24 protein-coding genes are annotated in these 26,284 nt (G+C 55.0%); 14 read left to right on the top strand and 10 right to left on the bottom strand.

What is annotated here, in order from left to right; translation table 11 throughout:
- Positions 1-78: 78 nt before the first annotated feature.
- The 3 genes from KF752_08645 to KF752_08635 are packed head-to-tail and all read left to right on the top strand — an operon-like array spanning position 79 to position 3,820.
- Positions 79-765 (top strand): class II aldolase/adducin family protein, encoded by a 687-nt coding sequence (locus tag KF752_08645; protein MBX3421609.1) that lies wholly within the window; start codon positions 79-81, stop codon positions 763-765.
- Positions 765-2,225, top strand: coding sequence for an aminotransferase class III-fold pyridoxal phosphate-dependent enzyme (locus KF752_08640; protein MBX3421608.1), 1,461 nt, complete (start codon positions 765-767; stop codon positions 2,223-2,225). Before KF752_08645 ends, KF752_08640 begins: the two co-directional genes overlap by 1 nt.
- Positions 2,222-3,820, top strand: coding sequence for an FGGY-family carbohydrate kinase (locus KF752_08635; GenBank protein ID MBX3421607.1), 1,599 nt, complete (start codon positions 2,222-2,224; stop codon positions 3,818-3,820). Before KF752_08640 ends, KF752_08635 begins: the two co-directional genes overlap by 4 nt.
- Before the next feature lie 44 nt (positions 3,821-3,864).
- Here the strand turns inward: KF752_08635 and KF752_08630 are convergent, their stop codons facing one another.
- The 8 genes from KF752_08630 to KF752_08595 all read right to left on the bottom strand — a co-directional run bounded on the left by KF752_08630 (position 3,865) and on the right by KF752_08595 (position 11,876).
- On the bottom strand, positions 3,865-5,430 hold the full coding sequence (locus KF752_08630; protein MBX3421606.1) for a sodium:solute symporter family protein: 1,566 nt from the start codon (positions 5,428-5,430) through the stop codon (positions 3,865-3,867).
- A 108-nt stretch (positions 5,431-5,538) separates the two neighbouring features.
- Complete coding sequence (locus KF752_08625; protein MBX3421605.1) at positions 5,539-5,766, bottom strand: DUF3311 domain-containing protein; 228 nt, start codon at positions 5,764-5,766, stop codon at positions 5,539-5,541.
- Between the two features lie 135 nt (positions 5,767-5,901).
- Positions 5,902-6,609 carry a hypothetical protein gene (locus KF752_08620; protein MBX3421604.1) on the bottom strand — a complete coding sequence of 236 codons (708 nt, stop codon included), beginning with the start codon at positions 6,607-6,609 and terminating at the stop codon, positions 5,902-5,904.
- A gap of 210 nt (positions 6,610-6,819) precedes the next feature.
- The gene (locus KF752_08615) at positions 6,820-6,981 is read right to left on the bottom strand and encodes a hypothetical protein (protein MBX3421603.1); all 162 of its coding nucleotides are present in this window, start codon (positions 6,979-6,981) and stop codon (positions 6,820-6,822) included.
- A 212-nt stretch (positions 6,982-7,193) separates the two neighbouring features.
- Positions 7,194-9,368, bottom strand: a complete 2,175-nt coding sequence (locus tag KF752_08610) for a penicillin acylase family protein (protein MBX3421602.1) — start codon at positions 9,366-9,368, stop codon at positions 7,194-7,196.
- A gap of 64 nt (positions 9,369-9,432) precedes the next feature.
- Entirely contained in the window at positions 9,433-10,170 is a 738-nt protein-coding gene (gene ubiE, locus KF752_08605) for a bifunctional demethylmenaquinone methyltransferase/2-methoxy-6-polyprenyl-1,4-benzoquinol methylase UbiE (GenBank protein MBX3421601.1), read from the bottom strand.
- Between the two features lie 52 nt (positions 10,171-10,222).
- Positions 10,223-10,810, bottom strand: a complete 588-nt coding sequence (locus tag KF752_08600) for an LUD domain-containing protein (GenBank protein MBX3421600.1) — start codon at positions 10,808-10,810, stop codon at positions 10,223-10,225.
- Between the two features lie 28 nt (positions 10,811-10,838).
- Complete coding sequence (locus tag KF752_08595) at positions 10,839-11,876, bottom strand: bile acid:sodium symporter family protein (protein ID MBX3421599.1); 1,038 nt, start codon at positions 11,874-11,876, stop codon at positions 10,839-10,841.
- A 201-nt stretch (positions 11,877-12,077) separates the two neighbouring features.
- On the opposite strand from KF752_08595, the gene KF752_08590 reads away from it, so the two are divergent.
- Entirely contained in the window at positions 12,078-14,231 is a 2,154-nt protein-coding gene (locus KF752_08590; protein ID MBX3421598.1) for a serine/threonine protein kinase, read from the top strand.
- A 186-nt stretch (positions 14,232-14,417) separates the two neighbouring features.
- Entirely contained in the window at positions 14,418-15,290 is an 873-nt protein-coding gene (locus KF752_08585) for a DUF1570 domain-containing protein (protein ID MBX3421597.1), read from the top strand.
- A gap of 24 nt (positions 15,291-15,314) precedes the next feature.
- Here the strand turns inward: KF752_08585 and KF752_08580 are convergent, their stop codons facing one another.
- Positions 15,315-16,451: a Sua5/YciO/YrdC/YwlC family protein gene (locus tag KF752_08580; protein ID MBX3421596.1), complete on the bottom strand. Its 1,137-nt coding sequence runs from the start codon at positions 16,449-16,451 to the stop codon at positions 15,315-15,317.
- 245 nt (positions 16,452-16,696) lie between these two features.
- On the opposite strand from KF752_08580, the gene KF752_08575 reads away from it, so the two are divergent.
- From KF752_08575 to KF752_08555, 5 genes are all read left to right on the top strand, one after another.
- On the top strand, positions 16,697-17,689 hold the full coding sequence (locus KF752_08575) for a hypothetical protein (GenBank protein ID MBX3421595.1): 993 nt from the start codon (positions 16,697-16,699) through the stop codon (positions 17,687-17,689).
- Positions 17,690-17,979: 290 nt separating this feature from the next.
- Positions 17,980-18,537, top strand: coding sequence for a hypothetical protein (locus tag KF752_08570; protein MBX3421594.1), 558 nt, complete (start codon positions 17,980-17,982; stop codon positions 18,535-18,537).
- Positions 18,538-18,576: 39 nt separating this feature from the next.
- Positions 18,577-19,362, top strand: a complete 786-nt coding sequence (locus KF752_08565) for a Nif3-like dinuclear metal center hexameric protein (protein ID MBX3421593.1) — start codon at positions 18,577-18,579, stop codon at positions 19,360-19,362.
- 123 nt (positions 19,363-19,485) lie between these two features.
- Positions 19,486-20,235 (top strand): glycosyltransferase family 2 protein, encoded by a 750-nt coding sequence (locus KF752_08560; GenBank protein ID MBX3421592.1) that lies wholly within the window; start codon positions 19,486-19,488, stop codon positions 20,233-20,235.
- Positions 20,232-21,872 carry a hypothetical protein gene (locus KF752_08555; GenBank protein MBX3421591.1) on the top strand — a complete coding sequence of 547 codons (1,641 nt, stop codon included), beginning with the start codon at positions 20,232-20,234 and terminating at the stop codon, positions 21,870-21,872. The genes KF752_08560 and KF752_08555 overlap by 4 nt, the downstream gene beginning before the upstream one ends.
- A 67-nt stretch (positions 21,873-21,939) precedes the next feature.
- Here KF752_08555 and KF752_08550 read toward each other — a convergent pair whose 3' ends face one another.
- Positions 21,940-22,401: a RidA family protein gene (locus KF752_08550; GenBank protein MBX3421590.1), complete on the bottom strand. Its 462-nt coding sequence runs from the start codon at positions 22,399-22,401 to the stop codon at positions 21,940-21,942.
- Positions 22,402-22,669: 268 nt separating this feature from the next.
- Here KF752_08550 and KF752_08545 point away from each other — a divergent pair, with 268 nt between their 5' ends.
- The 4 genes from KF752_08545 (at position 22,670) to proC (ending at position 26,276) form a co-directional block, all read left to right on the top strand.
- The gene (locus KF752_08545) at positions 22,670-23,479 is read left to right on the top strand and encodes an SDR family oxidoreductase (GenBank protein ID MBX3421589.1); all 810 of its coding nucleotides are present in this window, start codon (positions 22,670-22,672) and stop codon (positions 23,477-23,479) included.
- A 196-nt stretch (positions 23,480-23,675) separates the two neighbouring features.
- Entirely contained in the window at positions 23,676-24,755 is a 1,080-nt protein-coding gene (locus tag KF752_08540) for a sugar kinase (protein MBX3421588.1), read from the top strand.
- 258 nt (positions 24,756-25,013) lie between these two features.
- Positions 25,014-25,364, top strand: coding sequence for a hypothetical protein (locus KF752_08535; GenBank protein ID MBX3421587.1), 351 nt, complete (start codon positions 25,014-25,016; stop codon positions 25,362-25,364).
- A gap of 96 nt (positions 25,365-25,460) precedes the next feature.
- Positions 25,461-26,276 (top strand): pyrroline-5-carboxylate reductase, encoded by an 816-nt coding sequence (proC, locus tag KF752_08530; GenBank protein ID MBX3421586.1) that lies wholly within the window; start codon positions 25,461-25,463, stop codon positions 26,274-26,276.
- The last annotated feature ends 8 nt before the right edge of the window (positions 26,277-26,284 follow it).

The following is a 26,284-nucleotide window of genomic DNA, read 5'->3' as shown; positions in this document are numbered from 1 at the left end:
GATGGAGGTCTTCGTTAGCCGCAGGCTTGGTGACGGCAGAGACTTGTTTGGGTCTTGTTGGAGTGTAAGACATTAGCAATGGCCGATTATTTGTCTGAAAAAACGCTGATTGTCCGTACGGCGCAGGAACTGGTGGCCAAAGGCTATTTGATGGCTACAGGTGGAAATCTGTCGGTGCGCATCGAGGGACAGCCGCTGTTTGCCATCACGCCGTCTAACTACGACTATATGCTGATGAAGCCCGACGATGTCTGTATTCTGGATTTCGATCTGAATGTCATCGCCGGTGAGCGCAAGCCATCTGTCGAATCTGCGATGCATGGGGCAGTCTATCAAGTCCGTCCCGACGCCAAGGCCATCGTGCATACTCATCAAGTCTTCACTAGCGCCTTGACGCTGATCAAGGCACCGATACCGGCGCTGTTTGACGAACAAGCTCGATATCTTGGGCGCAGCGTCCCAATCATTCCCTACGCACCTTCGGGCACGGGATTTCTAAAGCGCACTGTCGCCAAACACGTCAACAATAGCAATAACGCCTTCATGATGCAGAATCATGGAGCACTGGTGCTTGGACACGACATGCAGCGGGCCGTTCACAACTTAGAAATCTTAGAGAAGTGCGCTCAGGCCTATTTGCTGGCGTTGTGCACCGAACGCAAGATCACCAAAATCCCGTTGGTGGTCCGCGAGATCGCCGTGGCCAAGCTGCGCAGCGACCACAAAAAATCATCTCAAGGACTGGCTGTTACCGGAGGAGAATAGTGAATCAACCCATCGCGGCCAAGCCGCAATACGCCATCAGCCGCTATCATGACACGCAGGCGATTTACGCCAAGCTGGAGGCCTTGCTTCGCCAGCCCGTGAGACCGGTACGGCCCGAGAAAATGAAGGAGTTTCTAGGCTTCTTCGATCAGCGCTGCGGAAGATCGAAAGCCTTAACCGACGAGGCCAAAAAGCTGATCCCAGGTGGTGTCCAACATAATTTGGCTTTTAATTATCCATTTCCTATCGCCATCGAGCGCGCCGAAGGTGCCCACCTGTGGGACGTAGACGGCAATCGCTATATCGACTTCCTACAGGCCGGTGGGCCTACGCTGCTGGGTAGCAATTATGCTCCGGTGCGCGACAAGGTGATCGAACTGTTACAGCATTGTGGTCCGGTAACCGGATTGTTTCACGAATACGAGCTGAAGCTGGCACAACTTATCAATCGCTTGATGCCCGGCGTCGAAATGTTTCGCATGTTGGGTTCTGGAACCGAAGCTGCCATGGCGGCGGTGCGTGCCGCGCGAACGCATACCCGCAAGAGACAGGTGATCAAGGTCGGCGGCGCTTATCATGGCTGGAGCGATCAAATGGTCTACGGACTGCGCATTCCAGGCACTCGGCGTCGCGAGGCAACCGGCATTCCGCGTGCGACCACTAAAGCGACTTCAGAGTTCTTTCCAAACAGCATACCAGCGCTGAAGCGGAAGCTGCTTCTCAATCGCCTGCGCGGAGGCACTGCGGCGGTAATTGTCGAACCGCTAGGTCCAGAGTCAGGTACACGACCGGTGCCCTTCGAATTCAATCAACAAGTTCGGGATTTGTGTGACGAGTTTGGGGCTCTGCTGATATTTGACGAAGTGGTAACTGGTTTTCGTTTGGGCTTGGGTGGAGCCCAAGGTTATTTCGGAGTTACTCCTGATTTGACAATTTTTGGCAAGTGCATCACCGGCGGCTATCCGATGGCCGGTGGAGTGGGCGGCAAGGCCGAAGTCATCATGCGTTTTGCGGCTGGGATCGGTGGACTGGGACCTCGCGCGCTGGTTGGCGGAACCTTGACTGCAAACCCACTGTCGTGCGTGGCTGGCTATCACGCATTGTTGGAAATGGAACGCACCGGTGCTGCAGTGATTGCCGGTCGGGCCGGTGATCGACTGACCGCTGGATTACAAACCATCATCGACAAGTATGCGCTGCCGTTCGTGGCCTACAATCAGGGTTCGATCGTGCATCTGGAGACCTCGGGAACCTTGTTGATGGATTTGCGCAATCCACTGCGACTGTTTCGCGAGCTGAAGCCGCGCAAGCACATGATGGAGGAGATGGGGGCCGCCTACATGTCGCAAGGGCTGGTGACGTTGGCCGGTTCGCGCATGTATACGTCGATGGCCGATACCGACGAAGTGATCGACGAAGCTCTGAATCGCTTCGAAATTGTGCTGGCGGCCTGCGCATGAACCCGCACAGCTTGACGCAACACCCGTTGATTCTAGCGATCGACCTGGGGACATCGGGCCTTAAGGCGGCGTTGGTGGGCGTCGACGGTACAGTAGTTGGCTGGGAGAGTCAGCCTGTCAAATTGATTGTCACTCCCAACGGCGGATCCGAGCAATCACCGGCGGATTGGTGGCAAGCCTTTCTCCAGGCCAGCGGACGATTGCTGGACCGTTCGCCTTCGGCACGAGAACGAGTGGTGGCGGTGTGCTGCTCAACCCAAGGGGAAGGTACCATTGCTGTTGATCGCCAGGGGAATGCTCTGGGCAACGCGATTCTGTGGATGGACATGCGCGGAGCCCCCTGCTTGCAGCGGCAGCTTCGCGGTTGGATCAACATCGATGGCGCTAGTGCAATCAAGCTGCTGAACTATGTGCGCTTGACCGGTGGCGCACCGTCGATGACTGGCAAAGACCCGGCTGGACACATGCTGTACATTCGCGATTGTCAGCCGGATATCTATCGGAAAACTCACAAGTTCCTCAACGTGCTGGATTACATGAACCTGCGGCTGACCGGCCAGATGGTTGCCAGCTTTGATTCGATCGTCACATCGTGGGTCACAGATAATCGTCGCGCGGGCCAAGTGCGTTACCACCCCGGGCTGATCGACACGCTAGGTGTGGACCGCGACAAGTTACCCGACTTGGTGCAGTGCACGGATGTCATCGGCCCATTGCGTGGCCAAGTGGCTGAGTCACTGGGACTGAAACCGAGCGTGCAAGTTGTGGCCGGCTCGATCGACAATACGGCGGCCGCTGTCGGTTCGGGGGCGGTACAAGACTATGTGCCGCATCTTTATATTGGCACATCGTCGTGGATTGCCGCGCATGTACCGTTCAAGAAGACCGACTTGACGCACAAGCTGGCGTCGATTCCATGCGCAGTTCCTGAGCGCTATCTGTTGATTGCCCTGCAAGCCACCGCCGGTGGCAATCTGACTTATCTGCGCGACAACATCATTTACCATCACGACGAATTGTTGCAAGAGGCGGATCAACCCGATATTTTCAAAGTGCTGGATCAGATGGCAGGCCGTGTGCCACCAGGGGCCAACGGCGTTCTGTACACGCCATGGGTATGGGGTGAACGAGCCCCCATCGAAGACCGCCATGTGCGGGCCGGGCTGTTCAATTTGTCGCTTCACAATACGCGGGCGGACATCATCCGTTCGGTCCTAGAGGGCGTGGCGATGAATTCGAGATGGCTCTTGAGCCCGGTCGAAAGGTTTTTGAAGCGTCCGGTACCTGCCATTCATCTGGTCGGTGGCGGTGCACAGTCCGATGTGTGGTGCCAAATCTTTGCCGACGTGATGAACATTGAAATTAAACAAGTGACCGATCCGATTGGTGCCAACGCACGTGGTGCAGCGTGGATCGCCGCCGTAGGCTTAGGGCTCACGTCGTTTGCAGAGATTCCAAGGCTGGTTCAATTTCGTCGCCACTATTATCCTGATCCGTCGGTTCGACAATTGTACGACGATCGATTTGAAGCATTTCAATTGACGTACAAGCAACTTAAGAGAGTCTACCAGCGGCTGAACAAGCATCTGGGATGAGCAGCTTCCAGCGCGTTAATCAAGAACCACCGACTGCTGGTGTGTTAGGCTCGGTCTACAAAGAAACGGTCTACGACTGCGGGTTGGGGAGGCTGGGTGAGCAGCGATGCAATGACCAAACTGCTAGCTGAAGCGGCAAAGATATAGGTAACGGGCATCATGCCGCCGACCAGTGATTCGCCCGATCCCGGAGTGGCTATGGCGACATTGCGTGTAAACAGTAGTATCCAGGTAGCGGCGGTGGCGACCACAGCGCTAATCGCTCCAGCCGCTGTAGCTCGTCGCCAATAGATAGCTGCGGCGGCAACGGGAAACAAACCGGAGAACCCAGAGAAACACCAGACACCCAGGTCAAAAACCTCTTTGCGGTCCTTGAACCACACCGACAAGCCATAAGCCAATGCCACGACCAGAAGAATGAAGCTGCGCGCGATCAGAATCTTTTGCTGGTCCGAGAATTTCTTGTTGCTTAGCGGCACGACAATATCGCTGGTAAACATAGTACCTAGGCAGACGAACTGCGAATCGAGACTTGACATAATCGCCGCCAAGACACCGGCAGCCAACAGGCCTGTCAACACCTGCGAACCCACCAGTTCGCGGACCATGGTACCCAAGATCAAATTCGGATTCTGGCCAGGGCCAAGATAGCCTGCGGCCCAGATGCCGATCATGACGCACGGCAACCACAGCAGCAGTATAAAAACTGGATGCGCAACCACGGTCAGTCGAAAACTCTTGGCTGAGCGCGCTGTCAGCCAGTGCTGAAAAATGTGCGGAAACATCGCCACAGAAAGCGGCACTAGGCAGTAAGTCAGAAACTCCAAATGCCCGACGGCACCTTCGCGCACTAGTCGGCGGTGAGCCGTTTCGCTGTCGGCGACCATGCGAGCCGCTTCTGTCATGCCGCCCAGTCGTTGGCTAATGAGATAGAAGGCGACAGCACCGCTAGTCACAAAAATCACAGTTTGGAGTGCGTTAGCCCATACAGCTCCCCGTAAACCACCTGCGAAAACGTAGAACAGTACCACCAGACAGATGATCAATCCGCCCCACGCGGCTGGCACGCTGCCGTTGAGCGGGTGTGGTGAACGCGACCCGTCGGCGAGCTCCAGTTCGGGCATGGGAAACAATTCCGGCAACATGCCTGCCGTCGTGCCCTGTAGAAAATTCCCGGCCGAGATGACCCCCACCAGCAGATAGGGTATAACCAGCAGCACTAAGACAGGGAACAGTGTGTAGGCCAGCAGCGGCGAATCGAATCGCTCGCGGAAATATTGACACTGCGTCACATAGCCAAAACGCTTGCCAATCGCCCACAACGGAACACCAATCAGAAAAAACACGGCGCTGTGAACCAGACCGGACCACGAAGCCATCAAACCATAGACGGCGATTCCCGTTGTATAGGCCTTGCCGGTTGAGCCAACCAGCGCGAAGCCGGTCATGGTTGTGCCAAAAATCGACAGCAGCAACAACACGGGTCCGACATTGCGGCTAATCACAAAAAAATCAGTGCTTGTTCCGCGCGAAAAATATCGACTGGCAATGCCGATTACAATCAGCAAGCCTAGATAAGCGACGATAATCCACAGTGCTGTCAACGGCATAAACGCTGGCCCATTGAAAACATCTTGCAACTTTCTGTGCGTTCAGTTCCCCCCGCGATGGCCCACTAAACTCCACACACAGAATTTAGCGCGAACCGTTACGGCACATTAGGACGACGGTGACTGGTCGGCCTGCCCCGCCCAACTCTCAAGCTGATTGGGCCAACAATACCGCACCGCCAACCACCAGAATGCGCCCGTGACTAAGGAGTACCCGACATGCCAAGCCAGTCCTACCGGCATAACACCCAGCAGCAGCCGATCATCACTCCATAACCAAAAATCGTGATGCAGGACAAACAGTACGATGAGACCTGACCAGAAAGTTGATTTCATTACCCCCCCGTAGCTACGCTCGCCAGAGCGTTATGAATAGCGCAATCCATTTTTCAGATTGCAGCCGCTTCACAAATCACGCAGCAACAGCCTAAGCGGACTGCAGGTTCCAGGCAAGGCGCCAAACTCAGGGAGCTATCGCAGAACTGGCAAGGCAGCCGGAGGCTGTGCAGTCTGAAAGTCGTTGTTGCCGTTTTGAAAATTGGGCAGAGCCGGCAAATTGTTGTTGTACTGACTGGTCTGTTGGGTTGGCTGAGCAACTTGATTTGTGCCTGCCGCTGGTGCCTGCCCGTTAGCCATATCCAGCATCTGCTGAAGATATTGACCATTCTCGAAGTCGATGACCAGCGGCTCTTGATCACCTTGAACGGTAATGGCCATGCCAGCGATCCGCCAGCCAGCGGATTCTTGATACAGTTCGCAGACGATTTCCATCACCAAAGCCGGGTCGGATGCGGTAGCGGGTTCATGCCACAGACACTCGACCAAAGCTGTGGTCTTGTCGGGATATGGATAGCCTACATCACCTATCTCGAAACGCCCTTCGGGCGTTCCCAACGGCTGAACGACATAGGCTGTCTTGGCCAATTCTTCGCGAGCTTTACTGGTTAACATTGAGTTAGCGGTCTGCTCATCACCACGTCGCAGCGAGTCCATAAAGATCCCCACTGTCTGTTGCTGAGGTGTATTTCTCTCTTTGCTAATTCTGGCCTGCGTATCACTAGTCGACTCGTCCGCCCCTTGCGTGCCATCGGCTGGTTTCGAGTCGCCGCCGCAACCGGTCACAACTACCAGCAAAAAAGCCGCGGCAACAGGGCAGAGCGATTGTCGAATCCAATTCATAGCAAATATCCTAAAATCTGGGGCCGTGGATGAAAGCGGCAGAATCGCGCAACGCGACTCTGTGATCTGTGGATTGGAAGAACGCTTGCGTTCTAATATGCGACCTTTACTGGTCACAGCAGATGGCGTCAAGGCGAGTATTCAGTCTAGGCAGACTTACCGCAGCAAGTCTCGTCGGAGGTCTTAACTAATTGTTCGATAGATTACTTGTCAAACTTGAGAGTAGGCGACAATTCCCCGTTCAACAATAAAACTCCCATCGACAGTTCCGCTGGCGGCAGCCAATGTGACATGCCATAACCACAAATGAATGCCAAGTTTAGCATTGCCAACGCGGGCCAGCGGCATCCAGCGGCCTTGAGTCAAGGTCATGGCAGATATCTTGAAATGCAAGGTGTATTTTTCGGCCATAGGCATTCGGCCACAGTCCGCTGCAGCCAATGCCTGCAATCAACAGCTGTAAACAGGACTTCACAGGCCAGCTCCAAAATGGATTGCGCGATCGGCAGTCCATTCATAACAGCGTGGGATCGTTGATCTGCTCAGGAACGCTCAGTTCGAGTATGGCGATAAAGCGCGTAACCTTACTTTCCTGGATGGTAGCTGCGCTGGGCGTTGGCGAGGACGTCTTTCCACTCAAACCACGAGGTTTTCATCTGTCCTTGCGAGAACAGCTGCGCTTGATCGGCAAAATGTTTCGACTCGGGATCGCCGCCGGTCTGGCCAAAGGTGTTGATCGAATTGGCGCGCACAAAGTCTTTGCCGAATTCAATGCAGGCTACATAGGAATGGCCGGCAATGCCGATCTGCTTATTGGAAAGTGGCATGTTGAAATAGCTGGTGTTCAACACCCCGCCCAGTTCTTCCGGAATTCCTGGGCAAGGCAAACTGCCTGGATGGCTGACCAGCGAAATCACATCGGGTAGCGCACTCAGCTCCGGCTTGCGGACCATGCGGAAGACGTTGCCCCATGGAGTCTTCCAGTTTCCGTGCGACTTTTCCAATTTAACCGCAGCGACAGCCAGGGCTTCCAATCGCGCATCAGGATCGGACATGTACTGCGGTAACATTGGCCTTAGCGGCTTGAGCAGCGTGCGACCATACAGCTCCTGATACCAATAGAAGCACAGAGTCGCTTGAGTGGACTGGATTCCGCACACACAGTCCCAATCGGTCAAGTGGTCCAAATAAGGCTGAACGCGGGCCGCCAATTCTGGATTCTTTGATTTCAATACTTGAAATTGACGCTGGTACATGGGCAGGTTGACCAGGGCCCAATAAAGTCGCTGGTCCATGCCAAAGTTGGTAAACTGCTCTAAGGTTACCTCGCGCATGTCGCGGAGCAGCATTCGCGATACCTGCGCACGCGTCGTGTCCAAATCCGCCTCTTCAGCCAAGTAGGCTGGAAAATCCAACTTGCTGGGATTGCCATCGTCTGTTGTTTCAAAGGGCGACTGATTGCAGTTCTGCACGTAGCCGGTGGCAGGATTGATCACGGCCGGCAGTTCAGCCAGCGAATGGTATCCCTTCCAGGTCGCATCAGGGTCGGCAGCATTAACTGGTTTTTTCCAGTCCAGGTTGGGATGACGACGAGGAATAGCGCCGTTGTAGATGTAGGCGATGTTGCCTTCGCGGTCAGCATAGATGCAGTTGAAAATCACCAGATCCAAATGGCTGAGCGCATCCTGCCACTGCTGAAAGCTGGTTGCCTTGAGCATTTTCAGCATTTGCCCGAAACCCACCGCTTCGTCAAAACGAGCGATGCGTACGGCGATTGCCGATTGTGCGTCTTCGCGTTTGCAGACTGGACCAAATTGAGTGTCCAGGAACACAAACTTCTTGTCTTCCATACCTGAAGACGATTGAACGCGAATCACCTCTGTACGTTCAACAGCGGTCTGGTAACCTGCAGCGGTACGGTAGTTCAGTGGATTGGCTGGATCATCGAACGTCAAGCGATAGGCATCAGCGACGTCCGGACGATTGGCGGTATGCCCCCAACCCAGATGTTCGTTTCGGCCTAGACATGGTAGCGGAAAGCCGTAGAAGGCGGCACCGCTGAAGTTCAGTCCTTCGCCACTTTTCAAATGCGCCTCATACCAAGACCCAGGCCCAAACCATGGTTGATGAGGATTGATAAACAGCATCGTCGAGCCGTTTTTTGTCTTGCTGCGATCAATCGCCCAACCGTTGGAAGCTTGAATCCGGGACAGCGCGTACTCTTCGTGTTCCTTCTCCGGCAAATGTGCCTTGGTGAATGTCCAATCCAACAGTGTCTGACGACGGTGAGCCAAGATGTACCAGGGCTCGATTTTTTCCAGCAGGCGTGGTTTGACTTCGGGGTGGGATTGCAGATAGTAGTTGATGCCAGCCGCATAAGCGCTGCAGATACGTTTGTCAGTATCGCCCAGCGAAGGATACTCGGCCTGTGCCAGTTTCGCGATATTGAAGTTACGCGAGAGCATATCCGAGGGCAGCATTTTACTCCCAACCGCTTCTGCGCAGCGCCCCAGAGCCCGCAACAAGTTTTCCTCGACCTGCCAGAAATAGTCTTCAGACTGGCAATAGCCCATCCCAAACACCACCGCCGCATCAGTAGGACCATCAATGTGCGGCACTCCCCATTGGTCGCGGTGAATCGTGACTTGCCTGGCCAACTCGGCAGCATCCAGCGTGTCTTGTGCTCGCATGTCACGGCAGTGACAGAAGCTAACGTACACGCAGAGCATCACCTGACCGATACGCTGGTTGGATATCATGGAACACCTCGGAGCGGGAAATTGGAAGACAACGACAATAACTCCAGTGGACGGCTACCCGACATTATTGCGGTTTATTGCCGATGTAAAGCGTGGCGATGCCGAAGGTCAATGGCCAAAAGCATACTTGTCGCAGACCGCAGGCTTCCAGTCGATCGGCAAGTTGGCGACCGCTGGGAAATTCCAATACGCTTTCGGGTAGGTACTGGTAGGCAGCATGGTTGTTCTTGGCCATCTGCTGGCCGACGCGCGGCAATATGTGCTTGAAATAGAACTGGTACAACTGCTTGAAGCCAACCAGGCTGGGCGTGGAAAACTCCAGAATTGCGACTTGTCCGCCTGGAGCACACACGCGGTACATTTCTTGTATGCCCAGATCGGTATCCTGTACGTTCCGCAAGCCGAAAGCGACAGTGACGGCCTGAAAGTTATTCTCTGGAAACGGCAGCTTCTGCGAATCAGCTTCCATGAATCGAACGGGCCGTTTGTCCTTGCGAGCAAGCCGTTTGCGTTCTGCGACCGCCAACATTTCTAGGCAGAAATCGGTTCCAATCACGTCCACTCGACCGCGAACTTTGTCCGCTAGCATCAGCGCCAGGTCACCAGTACCGGTACAACAGTCCAGGATGGGTCGATCTTGGTCTAACCGCAACTCGCGGACGACTCGCTTGCGCCACCGAATATCGATGCCTAGCGACAACAAGTGGTTCATCAAATCGTAACGCGGCGCGATTTGCGCAAACATTTTGCGAACACGCTGGCCGCTCTTGTCCACAGCGGCGGAGGTTGAAGGTCTATTCATCGAATCGGCTATATCTGTCAAGTCTACACCTGCCTTGAGAGTCGGAGAGCAATTAAATGACAAATACTTGTAACTGCCGGCAACCGTGTGCACCAATTACCAGCGACTGTTCAATGTCTGCTGTCTTACTTGGACCGGCCACAAACAATCCAAAGCCTGGAGAACCGGGTCGGGCCAACTGGTAGGCCTGATGCATGTTATGCACAATATGCTCGGCAGACACAACCAACACCAGAAACTGTGTGATAAACAGGCAAACGCGATGTCGCAGGTCTTGGTCCGTAACCCAGATCGCACCATTCTCTGCCACGCCAAGTTGTCCTGGCAGAATGACGAAATCCAACCGCTCCAGTTCATGCGGCTGATCGACAGAAGCCATGTTCATGTTACCGGAGATTCCCGGGACGCCCGAATAAACCTGCTGTGCAGCTCGGTACTGCTCTTGAGCGTCCAATATCATGCATATCTCAGCAACATTCGCAACTGACTGACATTCTCCACCGGCGGTCCGAACCATCTCCGAAAACTTGGCGACCGGATCGTGGTAGGTAATCCACGGACCATCGATCACATTGGGATAGGCCACCGACGGAGTGATCTGTCTTCGTAGTTGTTGCAGAATAGTATCGCGTGTATTCATAAGTCTGGTTTCCCTATGGGCAGTGACATCATACTCCATCTGCTGAGGTCGGCGAGTCGCTACGGTCCTTTTTCCGCCAGTACGAGGCCAATATGGCTCCAGTCACGCTCATCCACGGCGCGAACACGGCGGGCACGAGCGCAGCGGTCGGGCTTTTCAGGACATTCAAGGCCAGCGCCGTGCCCATGCCACCATTTTGCATGCCCACTTCAATGGAAATCGTACGGCATTCCGATTCGGTCAAACGAAATATGCGTGCTAACCAATATCCCAACAGCAGCCCAACTGCGTTGTGCATGGCGGCGGCCATCAGCACCAGCCATCCGACCTGTAGCAGGTTGTCCCTGGTTTGCGCGACAATAATGCCGATCACGATGCAGATCGCGATCATGGCAATCGAGGACATCCAGCGATTGAGCGTCGCCCCAGGATACTTTAGCCAGTCGAGCAGGCTGCCCAACACCAAGCCAGCGATGGTTGGCACAAACACCATCCAGGCAATTTGTCGAGCCATCTCCAGAAACGGAATTTCCAGGTTTGTCCCAAGCAGCAGGCTGACCGCCAGCGGCGTCATCAATGGGGCCATTAGCGTCGAGCAGGCGGTGAGTGTGACCGACAGAGCAACATCGCCTCTAGCAAGAAAGGTGATTACATTGGATGCCACACCGCCAGGACAACTGCCAATCAGTACGATGCCCAGCGTGAGTTCTGGAGAAACATGGAGCGTGCGCGCCAGTCCCCAACCTACCAACGGCATGATGGTAAATTGCGAACCGAGCCCGATCAGAACCGATGGCCAGCGTGAGCCGACTCGGCAGAAATCTCGCCAACTGAGGGTGGTTCCCATGCCGAACATAATTATCTGAATCAAGGGAAAAACCAGGAAGGCTGCTGGCTTTCCATCGCCACCATCAAAGACACTGGGAAACGTGAGCGCAAGAACAACGGTGGCCAGAACCCACACCGAAAAGGCAAACGGCTGCCACTTTTGCGAGTATTGCAGTCGGCATGCCAGCCAAACCAGGATCAGTATTAACAGGCCGCCAATCAAGGATGACAACTGCATCGAACGGAAGCGCAAGCGTGGGTGTAATTGATGAACAGAATCAACTTGGGTACCTAAGCTCGCCCGCAAAGTGAAGCGACCGCTAACAACTCCACGCTCTGGCGAGCGAAGCTCCTCATTGGCCAATGCAGCTCAAGGTCCGCTTATAGTACAATGGGTTGCAGGGCTGAGCGAGTACGTTGCGATCGGATTTTATGCTCCATGTTGGATATGTTGCCGCAATCACAGAAACCTCTAGATGGCCAACCAGCCAGAGGATTGCATTGGTTGCGCTTGCGGGCGCTGTGGTTGGTACCATTGGGATGGTGCCTGATGCCGTTGGTTGTAGCGTATGGAACGCGGCGAATCGTACATGATTCGGTACGGTCACAGACTAAAGACTCATTGACTGCGATTCTTCAATCCACCAGCACTTCACTGCACGTCTGGTTGAGGGCCCAGAGGGTCATTGCTCAACAAGCCGTCAGTCAGCCGCCAGTACGAGACGCTGTGGCTGCCGTATTGTTGGATTGGAATGCTGACGATCCTGGCGTTGGTGCCGACAGTCGAAGATCGCTGGAACAGGTCCTTGCGCCGATCGTTGAAGCGTTGGGGGCTGATGATTATCTAATGACAGATCGCACCGGGCAGTGCGTCACCGCGTCAAATCCGTCAGCCATAGCATCACGATTTTCGGGGCAGTTCAGCGATTGTTACCAGCGACTACTGAAAGGCCAGACCTTGGTCGTTTCACCGGGCCGGACGGTTAGTCTGGTGGACCCTGCGGATAGTCAGTGTGGATTGAACCCTGCTGCCTGGTTGGTCATGACTGCCGCCAGGGATCATCGAGAGAAGATTCTGGGGGTGATCGTTTTCGCAATACCACCCCAAAAGCTGGAGCGTTTATTAGCTGCAGGACGTAGCGGCCTCTCCGGAGAGACGTACCTGGTAAACGCTCAGGGGCTGATGCTAACGGCCAGCAGGTTCGAGGATCAATTGACAACAGCCGGATTGTTGATGCCCGGTCAATCGTCTCCAGCCAGGCTCCAGGTACGTGATCCGGGATTGGACTTAACCCTCAATCGCAAGACCACCGTCGTGTTGCAAGGTTGTCCGTTGACCGTGGCTGCAGCCAGCCTTGCGGCTGCCTCTGAACGGGGTGATGGAGCGGTGGGCTATCACCTGTCGGCTTATCGCAATTATCGCGGAGTTGCCGTCGTGGGAAGCTGGCAATGGATGCCCGAACAACAATTGGGAATTATCACTGAGTTGGGCTATGACCAAGCCTACGATGCCGCTAGTCGATTGCAAATTGGCATCGGGGCACTCACTGGTGTATTGGGATTGATCAGTGTTGGATTGTGGACCTATACCAATTGGGCGCGCTTGGGCACGCGACGAACTGCCGGCCAGCCAATGAAACTTGAGAAGCTGGGGCAGTACGAATTGCTTGAAAAAATCGGGCAGGGTGGCATGGGGGAAGTCTATCGCGCTCATCATGCCCTGTTGCGTCGGGAGACTGCGGTCAAAATCTGCCGCAACGACAACAACAGTGCGCGCACCACCATTCGCTTTCAACGCGAAGTGCAGGCCGCCAGTCAGCTCAGCAATCCTCACACTGTACGAATCTTTGACTATGGCCAGTCGGATGATGGAACATTCTACTATGCGATGGAGCTGTTGCATGGATTGAATTTGTCAAACTTAGTCCGTCAGTTCGGACCGCTCGGCGATGGCCGCACCATCGTTGTGCTGAAGCAGATTTGCGAGTCATTGGCAGAAGCTCACGGTTTGGGGTTGGTTCATCGCGACATTAAGCCATCCAATGTGATCATCAGTCGGCGTGGAGGTCGGGCGGACTATGTTAAGGTACTGGATTTCGGACTGGTGCGAAGTATCGTCGCCAACGGAGAGGAAACACTGACGATCGATGGCAGCATCGCAGGGACACCGCAGTATATGTCGCCTGAATCCACGCAAAGTCCCGATGAGGTTGATCCACGTAGCGACCTGTACTCTCTAGGGTGCCTGGCCTACTACTTGCTGACCACCCAACCACCATTTACCGGCAACCATCCGCTGGAAGTTTGCCTTAAACATGTTCGCCAACTGCCCGTCTCGCTGGCTGAAGTTGCCAAGCTGCCAGTGGCCGAGTCGCTGGCCGCCATCATCATGAAGTGTCTGGAAAAGTCGCCTGGCAAGCGTCCGCAGTCGGCGTTGGAGCTGCTGGGGGAATTAGAACGCATTACGCCGCAGGCGGAATGGACTCGCAACGACGCGGAACTTTGGTGGCGCGAAAATGCGGCCAGGGCACAAGCGCTGATGGTATCCGGACCCGACACTCAAGTGTCGCTGGGCACTCAGACGCCCACCTAATCCTTGATCAGCACGACAATCGCTCTTTCCCGTTGTGGTTATGTCTTGTAGACTCCAGGCTAATGCAAGCGAGGCAGGCCGGTCCACGGAAAAAGCCGTAAACCGCTCATGGACAGCTGAAATTGCAGGCTAGTTTGTTTGAGGGGAACGCTACGCAGCCCCATTTTCACAAGGAAGCTTACATCCGTGATCTCGCGCACGAGTTGGTCTATAGTCTTTTTGTGGCTGGTCGTGGCTGGTGCTGCGCCGGCACAGGGGTTACTCAAGCCCTGGCCGCATGAGCATGCGATTGACATCTTCCAGGTACACAGCGACTTCCCAATTCCTGTCGAGGCGGAGTTAGGCGAGGTGCTCCAGTATCTGCGCAGTGACATCAGTAGTGTGTTGAGGTTGCCTGAGCAAACTAGCGTGGTGCATGTTGTCCTGTTTCGCGACGTCAAGGAGTATGGCCGCTACATGCAGCACTACTTTCCGTCAGTCGTTCAGCGTAGAGCCATATTCCTCCAAGATCGTGGGCCTGGAATGCTGTTTACGTACTGGCATCCGGAATTGGCGACCGACTTGCGCCACGAAGCTGCGCACGCGATTCTGAACCAAGCCGGAATAGAATTGCCATTGTGGCTGGACGAAGGCTTAGCTGAGTACTTTGAAGTCCCGCGCCATCAACGATACACTGGCAGTGTTTATCTTCGAGAAGTAGCGCAGCGAGCCAGTCGTGGCCTAGTGCCTTCATTGTTACAACTGGAGAAACTGACCAGCATCGCGGAACTCGAGCAGACTCATTATCGCGATAGTTGGGCGTGGATCCATTTTTTGTTGCACCGCAATCAACAGACACGCGGGCTGCTAGCTTCGTATATCATCAAAGCGCGCAGCCGCAGTCCGCAGCCGCTACTATCCCGACAGTTGTCCACAATTTCAGGCGACTTGAGCATGGAATTTCAGCAACACTTCGGCAGTTTAGTCGGTGCCGAAACCGACACTGCGCCGGTACAAACGGTCGGTGTTACAGGCGGTGGAGTGGCTCCTGAGGTAACTAAGGTGCCGTCAAGTCGTTGATTCACATGCCTTTAAGCATCTTGGCTATCTGGCAACTTTCCATTGAGGAAGCAGCGAGGAATCTAGACTGTCTACCCAGCGCTGCACATAGCCGTCAATTTGATCGGCGCAGGCTGCATAGACGGATTCAGAGCCACCAAAAGGATCGCTGACATCCCCCGCACCTCCGCTGACTAGATGAACCTTGGATTCGACTTCAGGCAAGAACTGCAAGACGGCGTCACGATGCGACCGAGTCATCGTCAGAATCAGATCGGCCAAATGCAGTGCATGCTCAGTTACGTTTCGGCTTTGATGATCGGTTAGGTCTAGTCCACGTTTGGCCATGACTGTTTGCGCTTCGGGCGACGCGGCGCCTCCTGGAAATGCGCTGACGCCAGCGCTCGTGACAAAATAGGGGCACAAATTGGCTGAACTGCGTCCGAATCGGCGCGCCAGTTTTTCCCGCATGATCGCTTCGGCCATTGGGCTGCGGCAGGTGTTGCCGGTGCACAATAGCAAGATGACGAACTGTGATGCACGCCCTAAGTGTTCTTCGGACAATGCCCCGGGGCGAACTAGCGAGCACTGGTTGCCTACTACGCGAATCACGCTCGGTACTTCGGGCAGTTGCGCTTGCCGATCTTCAATCACAATTGCAGCGCGGGCCACTTCGGCTGCTTCATTGGCGTGCTGGACCAACTGGCCGTCGCGCGTGATTGGTGCCACAACCAAGGGGCCTGGCATTAGTCGCAGCGCTTGCCGCACCGCATCGTGTTCGGCGGCGCGAAATGCTGCAAAGCCATTGCCGTTGACCAATGACTGAACACTGGCAGACAAGCGGCCGAACAGGCTACGTACATCGCCCACCGGCGACTGAATGACCAGTGGGCCCGGCCACGCACGCTCAGCAATCCTGGCTGCGACGGCCGATAAGTCCGGGGTGAAATCGCGCAGCTCTTCTGCCGAACGCACCAATAGGGCCGTGGGGGGCTGGATGCACTGCAGTTGGTCCAACTCTGCAAAAATCCCACTGGCCTGCGGTGTCAATGCACTGGTCAGGACGTGATAGCCGCTATCTAACGGCAGCACAACCTTGCGCCCCTCCACCAGAGCCTGAACAACGATATGCACCATATCGCGCTTGTCATCGCTGTTTCGCCAGTCCAATATGCTGTGCATGGATGCTCGCTATAGCAGGTAAATCGCCGAGGTTCAACTCTAGGCAGCAGCACCCATCAACGCTGGCTGAATGCTGTCACGAATTCCGTTTCTCGCGGCCGAATTGGCCACCGTTAAGGCGTGTTCAATATACCTCTTCTAGTTAGAATTTGAAGTGATATAGGGTTGTCATCCGGTTACTTAATGGCGCAGTTGCGCATCTAAGCTAAAGCCCATGTCGGTCGTGAGGCCAGGGTCTGAGTGTCGTGAACCGCCTATCCAAAACAAAGCTCGCCAGTGCGCCGCCGATTAAATCGTCGATGGTCACCAGCAGTCGTCGGCATTTTCTTGGCTGGATGGCTAGTGCTGGCCTGGCGGGCTGCGTTCCTCAGTCGGTAGCGCCGCACGAACCCGATTTGGTTTGGGGACGGCTGGGCATTTCCGCAGGGCGATTTCAAAAGGCCCGCGCGATAACACTATCGGCGGCCGGCGAGTTGTACATCGTGGACAAGCTGGGGCGAATCCAGGTCTTCGATTTAGATGGCATCTATCGGCGCGAGTGGAACACGCCACAAATTGCCCAGGGCAAGCCGACTGGGCTAGGATGGTCCCACAACAATCACTTAATGGTGGCTGACACACACTATTTTCGCGTGCTGTTCTACAGCCCTGAAGGCGAACTGAACCAGTCGCGCACAATCGGCGGCCAGAATGGCAATGCACCTGGGCAATTCCAGTTTGTAACGGATGTGGTCCAGGACTTACGCGGCCACATCTTAGTGGGGCAATACGGCCTGGTGGACCGCATACAAGAGTTTGATCCAGCTGGGCAGTTCGTGCGTATGTGGGGCTCGCAGGGTAACTTGCCTGGGCAGTTTTCGCGCCCGCAGTGCCTGGTGATTGACTCGGACGGACTATTGTGGATTGCCGATGCCTGCAATCACCGAATTCAGATTTTCGATCTGTCTCGGCCTGAACCGGAATTGCTCGATATGTGGGGACAAGTGGGTGATCAACCCGGAGAATTGCACACCCCGTACGGGCTGGCATTTGATACTGATGCTACCGTGCTGGTCTGCGAGTACGGAAATCATCGCATTCAGCGCTTTACCAAGTCCGGTCAGCCCTTGGAAATCTGGGGAGGGTACGGCAAAGAGCCCGGAAAGCTGCTGCATCCCTGGGGGCTGGTTGTAGACAATAGTAGACGGATGCATGTGCTGGATACTGAGAACTTTCGGGTGCAGCGGTTCGTTTTGTAGGCGTTCAATTGCCGACCAGCAGGAAGCTGTTTGGTGTTCGACGGCTGAGCCTGTCAGCCAAATATCTATAAATCCTGTGGGTCATACCGGCTGTATGGGCCCAGCGGAATATCTTTCAAGGCTCTTTCGAGATTTGCTGCAGTAAGTTCTTGAGTCCCGGGCTGTTTTCGATAAATTCGGAACGTGGAAACGTTGGCAAGGTCGGGGCCAGAAAACGATCCGGAATGCCTTCCGCGAGGAGGCGATCGTATTCCACGGTAAAATGGACTCAACGCGGTAGTTTCATACCAATGACACATTGGACAGACGAAGTTGAACTTTTGATCCAGAACGCCCGCTTGCGGGACGAGTTGGAGCCGTACATCGACGAATCGGTTTCGTTGGTGCATTTTCGCCAGATGAACCTGCGCGAGGAAAATAGCTTTCTGGAGTCGATGTTGGCGTGGGAGCGAGCACCGGCCATACCGATCAGTCGCTGGTTCGAGCCTGAGCTGAAGCTGCCTTCACCAAGTCAACTAGATGACGACTTGTTGCGCAATTTGTTGCACGACACCATCGATCGATTGTTTTCCGTTCGTATTGTTTTGGAGATGACCGATCATCTGTCAGATCGGGAATTGTACAAGTTGATCTACCGCGATATTTTGCCAGCCTGCGAAAAGAAGATCGACTTGCCAGGCAACTATCTGTGTTGGCGATGCTTAGACGAGGCCGACTCCGAGAATTGGCTGCGATACTACGCCACCGAGACCGAGCGTTTGCAGTATCTGCAACAACAGATGGAACCACTGCCGGAGCCTTCCGAACTGCCTTACCCGCGCAAGCTGCCACGGGCTTCTGAACTATAACGCTTTTTCGGAACTCGGGATGCACCGCACATGACCAGCGTGGGTGACGTATGCCAGTGGATGGCCAGACATGCACCGCTGGCATTAAGCGAAGTATGGGATAACACCGGCCTGTTGCTGGGTGACGAAACGCATGAAGTTCAGCGACTGCAGACGTGCCTCACCCTAACCGACGATAGTGTCGATGAGGCTCTCCAGTGCAACGCTCAGATGGTGATAGTACATCATCCGCTACCGTTCAAGCCGCTAAGTCGCCTGACCACTGGCTCTCACACCGGGAAACTACTTTGGCGTTTGGCAACACATTCGATTTCCGTCTATAGCCCTCACACCGCATGGGATTCTGCAGCCGGTGGTATCAATGCCATGCTGGCCGACATGCTTCAACTGTCTGCCGTTCAGCCCTTAATTCCATCCCCGAAGGAGGACTACCGCGATTGGGGTACAGGCCGCATTGGCCGATTGGCTAGGCCGTTGGCGCTGAGTGAGATTGTTCAGAAGTTGACTCAAATGATTCCGGGCAGTCGCCGACGCGGTGTCGACGCGGGACGTCCAATATCCCAGGTCGCGTTAGCATGCGGCAGCGGAGGCAGCCTACTGGAGCCGGCGGTCGAAGCAGGTTGTGATCTGCTGGTAACTGGCGAAGCGTCATTTCATACTTGCTTGGAAGCTCAGGCTGCCAAAGTGTCCTTGGTGCTGATGGGACACTTTGCCAGCGAGCGCTTCTCGTTGGAAGTTTTGGCACAGCGGCTATCGAGGGACTTTCCGGCAATCGAGGCCTGGGCTAGCCAGCGCGAATCTGATCCCATTCAGGAATTCCAATAGCAACTTGGTTTGCGATCCTGCGCCTGGTGTGATTTCTATTGCTCGGTTATTGATTGACCTGACACCGGCGTAGTTTAGAATGACCTGCATGTATATTCACCTATTTCAATACAGGAGCGGTCGATGCGCCGTTGGTTAGCCGCTTTACCGGTCTACAATGAAGAGCAATACTTGGACGGTGTGCTGGCCGAAGTATTCAAGTATGCCCCCAACGTGCTGGTGGTAGACGATGGCTCTAGCGACGGCACCGCCCAGCGACTGAAAGCTTGGCCTAACGTGCAGGTTGTTCGTCATCCGCACAATCGCGGTTACGGTGCGGCACTCAAGACGGCTTTTCAGTTTGCTATCGAGCAAGACTACGAGTGCCTGGTTACGCTTGATTGTGATGGCCAGCATCAGCCACAACGTATTCCGCGTTTCGTAGCTGCCAGTCAGCATGCAGACATTGTGTCGGGTAGTCGTTATCTGAAACAGTATTCGGGAGACAGTACGCCGCCGTCGGAGCGTTTGTTCATCAATCGCCAAGTAACGCGCGACTTGAATGAGCTCCTGCAGTGTAATTTGACCGACGCTTTTTGCGGTTTCAAAGCTTATCGCGTATCGGCACTCAAACAATTGAAGATCCAAGATGATGGCTACGCGATGCCGCTGGAGGTGTGGGTTCAGGCGGCCATGCTGGGACTGAGCGTCATTGAAGTTCCGGTGCCGCTGATCTATCTAGATTTGAATCGCTCGTTTGGCGGTGCGCTAGACAATGGTCAACAGCGATTGAATTATTACCGCCAGTGCATTCACCAAAGCGTCCAGGCGATGCAGGAACGCGGCTTCGAATTGCCCAAGCCCAGGCGATTGCTGCAGCAGTGCTCGGAATGATTCCTGAGCCTGAAAACGCCAGTTGGGTAGTTCCGCGCGAACACGGCGGTACGTTGGTGAGTCCGCCTGTCGAACAACTGACCGAGATAATACGGAACCAGGCCTACCGCGGGCGTAACTCACCGCCGGAAGTTTATTATTGTGGCCGCTCTCTTGCCGATCTGCGTGGTGCCGCACGAGCCTCCCTGTTGGCGTTGGCACGGGAATATACCGCCAGTTATCTCCCCACACTGGCGACGCTGTCGGAACTGTCCAATCGTCCGATCATCATGAGCGGCCATCAGCCCGAACTGTTTCATTGTGGCGTATGGTTCAAGAATTTTCTGCTTTCTCGGTTAGCTCAAGTCAGTGGCGGAGTCGGGATTCACTTTATCGTCGACAACGACCTGTGTCGCAGCACCGCAATCGCGGTGCCCGTGCAGCAGAGCGGCCAATGGCATATTCAGTCGATTGATTTTGATACCCCTGGCGTTTCTGTGCCGTGGGAGACAAGGCAGCTCGTTGACCAAGCAGTCTGGCGATCGTTCGCGCGTCGGGCGCAAGCGGTGCTGCCACAGATGCCGGAGCCGCCAGTGCTGGAGAGGTTGTGGCGCTATGCTGAAATGCGCGCTGATGCAACCAACCATTTGCCTTGGATGTTGTCCCAAGCCAGACATCAACTTGAGTCTGAATTCGGGCTATCGACACTCGAAGTCCCGCTGAGCCAATTGGCTGACACCCCAGAATTCGCCTACTTTAGTGTCGAGCTGCTGAGCCAACTGTCGCGACTCCACGCCGTTTACAACCGGCAACTTGAACTGTTTCGCGCCGAACATCGCATCCGGAACCGTGCTCAGCCACTACCTGACCTTGAATCTCAGGACGATTGGCTTGAGACGCCGTGGTGGTGTTATTCTACCGCCAGCCCACTGCGCTTGCCGCTCTGGGCGCGGCACACTGCTGCCGGAATCCAGCTAAGCAATCGCGCTGATTGGCAAGCCATGCTCACCGCAACTCCGGGAACCAGCGGTGCTGCCGAGCAATGGCTGGAGATTCAATCGACGGGAGTTAAACTGAGGCCCCGAGCTTTGTTGACCACGATGTTCGTACGAACAATACTGTGTGATTTAATGATCCATGGCATCGGCGGTGCGCGTTACGATCAACTGACCGACGGCATCATCCGAGAGTTGTGGCGCATCGAGGCACCGCCGTTTGCAGTAGCTACCGCCACGTTGCACCTGCCATTTATGCAACCAGACGACTTAATTGATATCGATGCGCTGCTTGCCACACGCCAGAGCCAGTTGCGGATGGCACAGAGCAATCCTGAAGCGGTTCTGACCCACGACGGACTGGGAAACGACAAAGCGCTTCATTCGCAGCTCGAGCGATTACTGCAAGAAAAACGCAATCTTCTAGCCGCCGTCCCTGATAAGGGGCAAAAATGGGAATGGCATCACACGCTCCAGCACATCAATCACCAGTTGAAACAGCTGGCTTTGCCGCACATCGAGCGACTAACGGCCGATATCCAACAGCTTAACCAACAGAAAACACAACAGTCGATTTGCCGGTCACGCGAATTCAGCTTTTGCCTGTTCGACGAACAGACAATTCGGCGATACCTGTTAGTCGACCCAAGAATTGCAACATAACCGGCAGCCACGGATTAGAGTTGTGATGCATGTCTGGCTTTACTTGGCGTTGGCTCATCAGTCCGGTTTAATTAATCTCGAAGATGGCTTCGATTTCGACCGCGATGCCGCCGGGCAGCGCGTTGGTACCTAGAGCGCTGCGCGCGGCGATGCCGAGGTCGGGGCCGAAAACATCGGCAAACAACTGGCTGCAACCGTTAATTACCTGAGGCTGCTGATCGAAGTTGTCGGTGCAGCGTACCAAGCCTAAGACTTTAACCAATCGCACTACCCGGTCCAAGCTGCCGAGATTGCTTTTCAGTGTTGCCAACATCGCCAGTCCGGTTTGGCGAGCTGCAGCCTGGCCTTGTTCGAGCGTCATATCGTCCCCGACCCGGCCGACGATCAATGTGCCGTCTGTCTTGAGCGGACCGTGACCCGACAGGTAGCCCAAATTGCCAACCAAAACCATTGGCCTGTACAGTCCAACGGGCTTTGGCGCAGGAGGGAGTTCCAGTCCAAGTTTGGCAAGACGCTCGTTGGCTGACATCATTCATGCTCCTCTTATATTATTTGGTTTACTTAATGCTGGTCTCTGAGTCTTTCATACAACCCTTGATTGTCTGCAATTCCTGCGTTTCGTGCTAGTCGTGCAGCTCCCCTTGTGAAAACCGGCTTCCCTTGCGATGCTGGAGGGCCCGTTTGTGCATGCGCTGGCTGCGCTGTGGGAACCACACACATGCGCGTAGCAACTCTACTTCCATTTGCTGACTGAATTAACTTCGATGCCCAAGACCGCCACGACTCAAGCCTCCCGGATGGAACAACTATTTTCGCTTGCCGACCAAGTGGCGGTAGTGATGGGTGGCACCGGCGAGTTGGGAGGAGCGATGGCCCAGGCATTGGCAGGTTGCGGGGCTGCGGTCGCCATTGTGGGCCGCAATGCTGAACGCGGCTTGCGACGCGTGGCTGCCATCGAAGCTGAGGGTGGCCAAGCGATGTTCCAGGAGGCAGACGCTCTGGACCTGGATTCGCTGCGAACTGCACTACAATCAATCGAAGCGCAATTCGGAAAAGTCAGCGTGCTCATCAACGCAGCGGGAGGCAATCGCCCGGAGGCAACATTGCCTCCGGGCAGCGATTTCTGTGATCTGCCCATCGCTGCTTGGCGCGGTGTATTTGATCTAAACTTGGTCGGTGGCGTCCTGTTGCCCTGTCAAGTTTTCGGGCGTTCGATGCTGCAGTCCGGTCGCGGAAGTATTATCAACATTGCATCGATGGCTGGAATGATTCCGCTGTCGCGCGTGGTTGCCTATTCGGCGGCCAAAGCCAGCGTGATCAATTTGACACGCTTTTTGGCGCGCGAATGGGCTCAACGCGGCCTGCGCGTCAATGCGTTGAGTCCCGGGTTTTTTCCGGCCGAACAGAATCGAGCCTTGCTGTACCAATCCGACGGAAGTTTGTCGGAGCGCGGGCAGCAGATCATTGGTCACACGCCGATGGCTCGCTTTGGAACTGCGGATGAACTGGCCGGTGCCACGTGTTGGTTAGCCTCAAGTGCCGCCAGCTCGTTCGTCACCGGTCAGAATATAGTGGTGGACGGTGGATTTTCCTCGACGACGATTTGACCCTAATAGTGTGCCGCCTGCTGTACGGTGAGTAGCCATTATCAATAAACCATTTGCTACCGTCGCCATTTGCTGAAACCCTGCTGGCCCACCGCGTGGTCACGCTAGCTCCTAACGGCTGCTCGCCAAAAACGGCTTAGTGTACGAACAACAGCGATTGATTCTGATTTTGAGTTTTGGAAAGTGATTGGCAACGATGGCTGAATTAAATATCAAGAATGGTGCTGAACTGGATTTACTATCCCTGGGGGCGTTGGTTCACCGCTTAGACCCCGGCACAATTCCATTCCGAAAGGCGCGTAGTTTTGAGATTCATGTGTCTGGTGGCGAATACAATGTGGCGGCCAATTTGTCGGATTGTTTTGGCCTGCGGACGGGTATCGCCACGGCCATGGTGAACTATCCTGTCGGCGAGATTGTACAGCGGGCCGTTCGCGAAACGGGGGTTAGGCCGTTCTTCAAATGGTTTGAGCACGATGGTGTGCGCGGACCAAACATCGCGACTGTCTACAGCGATCGCGGCGCAGGGGTGCGCGCTCCGGTTGTATTTTACAATCGTGCCAACGAAGCCGCAGCACAACTCAAACCAGGAGACTTCGACTGGTCGGCCATCTTCTCCGCAGGCGTAAGATGGTTTCATTCGGGAGGTATCTTTGCAGCCTTATCAACGACGACATCTCAGTTGATCGTCCAGGCCATGCAAGCGGCGCGGGCATCGGGTGCAGTCACCTCGTTCGATTTGAATTATCGCGCTAAGCTATGGAAAACGATCGGGGACGAGTCGAAAGGGCAGGAAATGTGCCGACAGATTGCATCTCACTGCGATGTACTGATTGGCAATGAAGAGGACTTGCAAAAAGGCTTAGGTATCGCTGGACAGGATGTGGAATCCAAGTCGGAATTGGATCCCAAGGCGTTCTTTGCCATGATTGACCAAGTGGTCGAGCGTTTTCCAAACGTCAAATTAGTGGCCACAACATTACGGCAGGTCCACTCGACCAACCGTCACGATTGGGCGGCCGTAATGTGGTACGACGGCCAGCGATACATTAGTCCCACTATGAAGCTAGACGTGATCTGTCGCATCGGCGGTGGCGATGGCTTTGCATCGGGCCTGATCTATGGAATGCTGGACGGACGGTCGCCGCAGCAAGCCTTACAGTTGGGTTGGGCTCACGGTGCGCTCATAACAACCTTTGTTGGCGACGTCTCCATGGCCAAGCTAGCCGAAGTTGAGGCCCTAGCTGCTGGTGGTTCAGCCCGTGTCCAGCGCTAGTTCGGGGCGAACGCTTGCATTGAGAACCTGAGGCCTGCGCGACGTAAAGCTGCCGCATTGGCCGTTGGTCTGGCAACAATTCGTGGCCTTTTTGTCGCATTCTCAACTGACAGGGACCGAAGTTGTCCGGCCGGCTGCGATTTAGAGTGCTGTCGAGGGGAAGTGTGCTGAGCTGATTCGAGTGCGTTAGCAGTTTGCATTGGCTGGGACACGAAGCGACGATTTTTCGCTCAGTCACCAATTTCATGGAGGTTTACGATGGCCAAGTTTTATGTTCAAAGTGGCAATTTTCGTACTACATTAACGGCTGCGGATGCGGAGAAGGCAGCACTGTGGGTTGTCCACCAGGCGATGAGGCAAGTCGTACCAGTGTACGACGACAATGAGCTGACTCCCGATGAAAAGGGCCATACGGCTGTGGCGGAAGGCTTGATGGTCTTGGGGAATTCGATCTGTGTTAGCGAATTGGGGTTTGACAGTAGCGCTACTGTGAGCTGGGACACCTTCGAGCTGGTAACGCACTGGCACCAATTGATGTTGGCGCTGGATAGGTTGGCGGACATGGTCTGCGCGTTGCAGCCTTCTGTTCACGAAGAATGCGTCTCGTAGACGGGTGTCGGATACGATACAATGCGCACCACAGTTTGGGCGCAATTCGTCGGTCCACGGCAAGACTCCTTTATTAGGCAGCCAGGGATTTAGCCTATGCACAAGAGAAAAGTGGGGTTTATCGGCGGTGGTCAAATGGCTGCCGCGCTGATTACGGGAGCGCTTGAGCGCGGTTTCCTAGAACCGAGTGACCTGCTGATCGTCGAAAGTGCGCAGCTTCGGCGTGAACAGCTGGGAAGGCTGTTTCCTAAAGTGTCGGTACATGCAGCGGCCACAGCCGCAGCGGAATGTGATCCCGTTGTTGTGGCGGTTAAGCCGGGAGTGCTGCGCGAGATCGGTTCGTCGCTGGGACAGGTCTTACCTGGCAATCGACTTTGGGTTTCGATTGCTGCTGGAGTTAGCATCGCTGAATTGCAAGATATGCTCAATGCGACTCGCGTGATCCGCATCATGCCTAATACCCCGGCACAGGTGGGGGCTGGAGCGGCGGCATTGTCGGCCTGCACGGACGTCGAGGATCGGGACATCGCTTGGGCTCGGCAATTGATGGAATCGGTAGGAACATGCGTAACAGTGCCGGAATGGCAACTGCATGGTGTTACGGGAATTGCCGGGTCCAGCCCGGCCTATGTGTACATTTTTATTGAAGCGCTTGCCGATGCTGGTGTTTCGGCTGGACTGGCACGTGAGGTAGCTCTGCAATTGGCGGCACAGGCCGTCTTGGGTTCGGCCAAGATGGTGCTGGCGACGGGGCAGCATCCTGGGCAGCTAAAAGACCAGGTAACCAGCCCTGGCGGCACCACGATCGCCGCGTTGCGCAAGCTGGAAGCCGCAGGATTGCGGAGTGCGGTTATTGAAGCGGTGGCCGCCTGTGTCGAACGTAGTCGTCAGTTGGAACAGTTTTCCGCTTGATCTTTGCC

The organism is Pirellulaceae bacterium (genome assembly GCA_019636385.1).
Classification (GTDB): domain Bacteria; phylum Planctomycetota; class Planctomycetia; order Pirellulales; family Pirellulaceae; genus Aureliella.
Note: the sequence above shows the minus strand (reverse complement) of the source record. Positions and strands in the feature narration are given on the sequence as shown.

Excerpts from the sequence above, each read along its gene's own strand:
- KF752_08625 (MBX3421605.1), bottom strand. The coding sequence starts at position 5,766 with ATGAAATCAACTTTCTGGTCAGGTCTCATCGTACTGTTTGTCCTGCAT.
- KF752_08535 (MBX3421587.1), top strand. The coding sequence starts at position 25,014 with ATGGCCAAGTTTTATGTTCAAAGTGGCAATTTTCGTACTACATTAACG.
- KF752_08590 (MBX3421598.1), top strand. The coding sequence starts at position 12,078 with ATGTTGGATATGTTGCCGCAATCACAGAAACCTCTAGATGGCCAACCA.
- ubiE (MBX3421601.1), bottom strand. The coding sequence starts at position 10,170 with ATGAATAGACCTTCAACCTCCGCCGCTGTGGACAAGAGCGGCCAGCGT.
- KF752_08610 (MBX3421602.1), bottom strand. The coding sequence starts at position 9,368 with ATGATATCCAACCAGCGTATCGGTCAGGTGATGCTCTGCGTGTACGTT.
- KF752_08645 (MBX3421609.1), top strand. The coding sequence starts at position 79 with ATGGCCGATTATTTGTCTGAAAAAACGCTGATTGTCCGTACGGCGCAG.
- KF752_08540 (MBX3421588.1), top strand. The coding sequence starts at position 23,676 with ATGGCTGAATTAAATATCAAGAATGGTGCTGAACTGGATTTACTATCC.
- KF752_08600 (MBX3421600.1), bottom strand. The coding sequence starts at position 10,810 with ATGAATACACGCGATACTATTCTGCAACAACTACGAAGACAGATCACT.
- KF752_08580 (MBX3421596.1), bottom strand. The coding sequence starts at position 16,451 with ATGCACAGCATATTGGACTGGCGAAACAGCGATGACAAGCGCGATATG.
- KF752_08595 (MBX3421599.1), bottom strand. The coding sequence starts at position 11,876 with ATGCAGTTGTCATCCTTGATTGGCGGCCTGTTAATACTGATCCTGGTT.
- KF752_08560 (MBX3421592.1), top strand. The coding sequence starts at position 19,486 with ATGCGCCGTTGGTTAGCCGCTTTACCGGTCTACAATGAAGAGCAATAC.
- KF752_08550 (MBX3421590.1), bottom strand. The coding sequence starts at position 22,401 with ATGTCAGCCAACGAGCGTCTTGCCAAACTTGGACTGGAACTCCCTCCT.
- KF752_08630 (MBX3421606.1), bottom strand. The coding sequence starts at position 5,430 with ATGCCGTTGACAGCACTGTGGATTATCGTCGCTTATCTAGGCTTGCTG.
- KF752_08555 (MBX3421591.1), top strand. The coding sequence starts at position 20,232 with ATGATTCCTGAGCCTGAAAACGCCAGTTGGGTAGTTCCGCGCGAACAC.
- KF752_08615 (MBX3421603.1), bottom strand. The coding sequence starts at position 6,981 with ATGACCTTGACTCAAGGCCGCTGGATGCCGCTGGCCCGCGTTGGCAAT.
- KF752_08545 (MBX3421589.1), top strand. The coding sequence starts at position 22,670 with ATGGAACAACTATTTTCGCTTGCCGACCAAGTGGCGGTAGTGATGGGT.
- proC (MBX3421586.1), top strand. The coding sequence starts at position 25,461 with ATGCACAAGAGAAAAGTGGGGTTTATCGGCGGTGGTCAAATGGCTGCC.
- KF752_08635 (MBX3421607.1), top strand. The coding sequence starts at position 2,222 with ATGAACCCGCACAGCTTGACGCAACACCCGTTGATTCTAGCGATCGAC.
- KF752_08570 (MBX3421594.1), top strand. The coding sequence starts at position 17,980 with ATGACACATTGGACAGACGAAGTTGAACTTTTGATCCAGAACGCCCGC.
- KF752_08620 (MBX3421604.1), bottom strand. The coding sequence starts at position 6,609 with ATGAATTGGATTCGACAATCGCTCTGCCCTGTTGCCGCGGCTTTTTTG.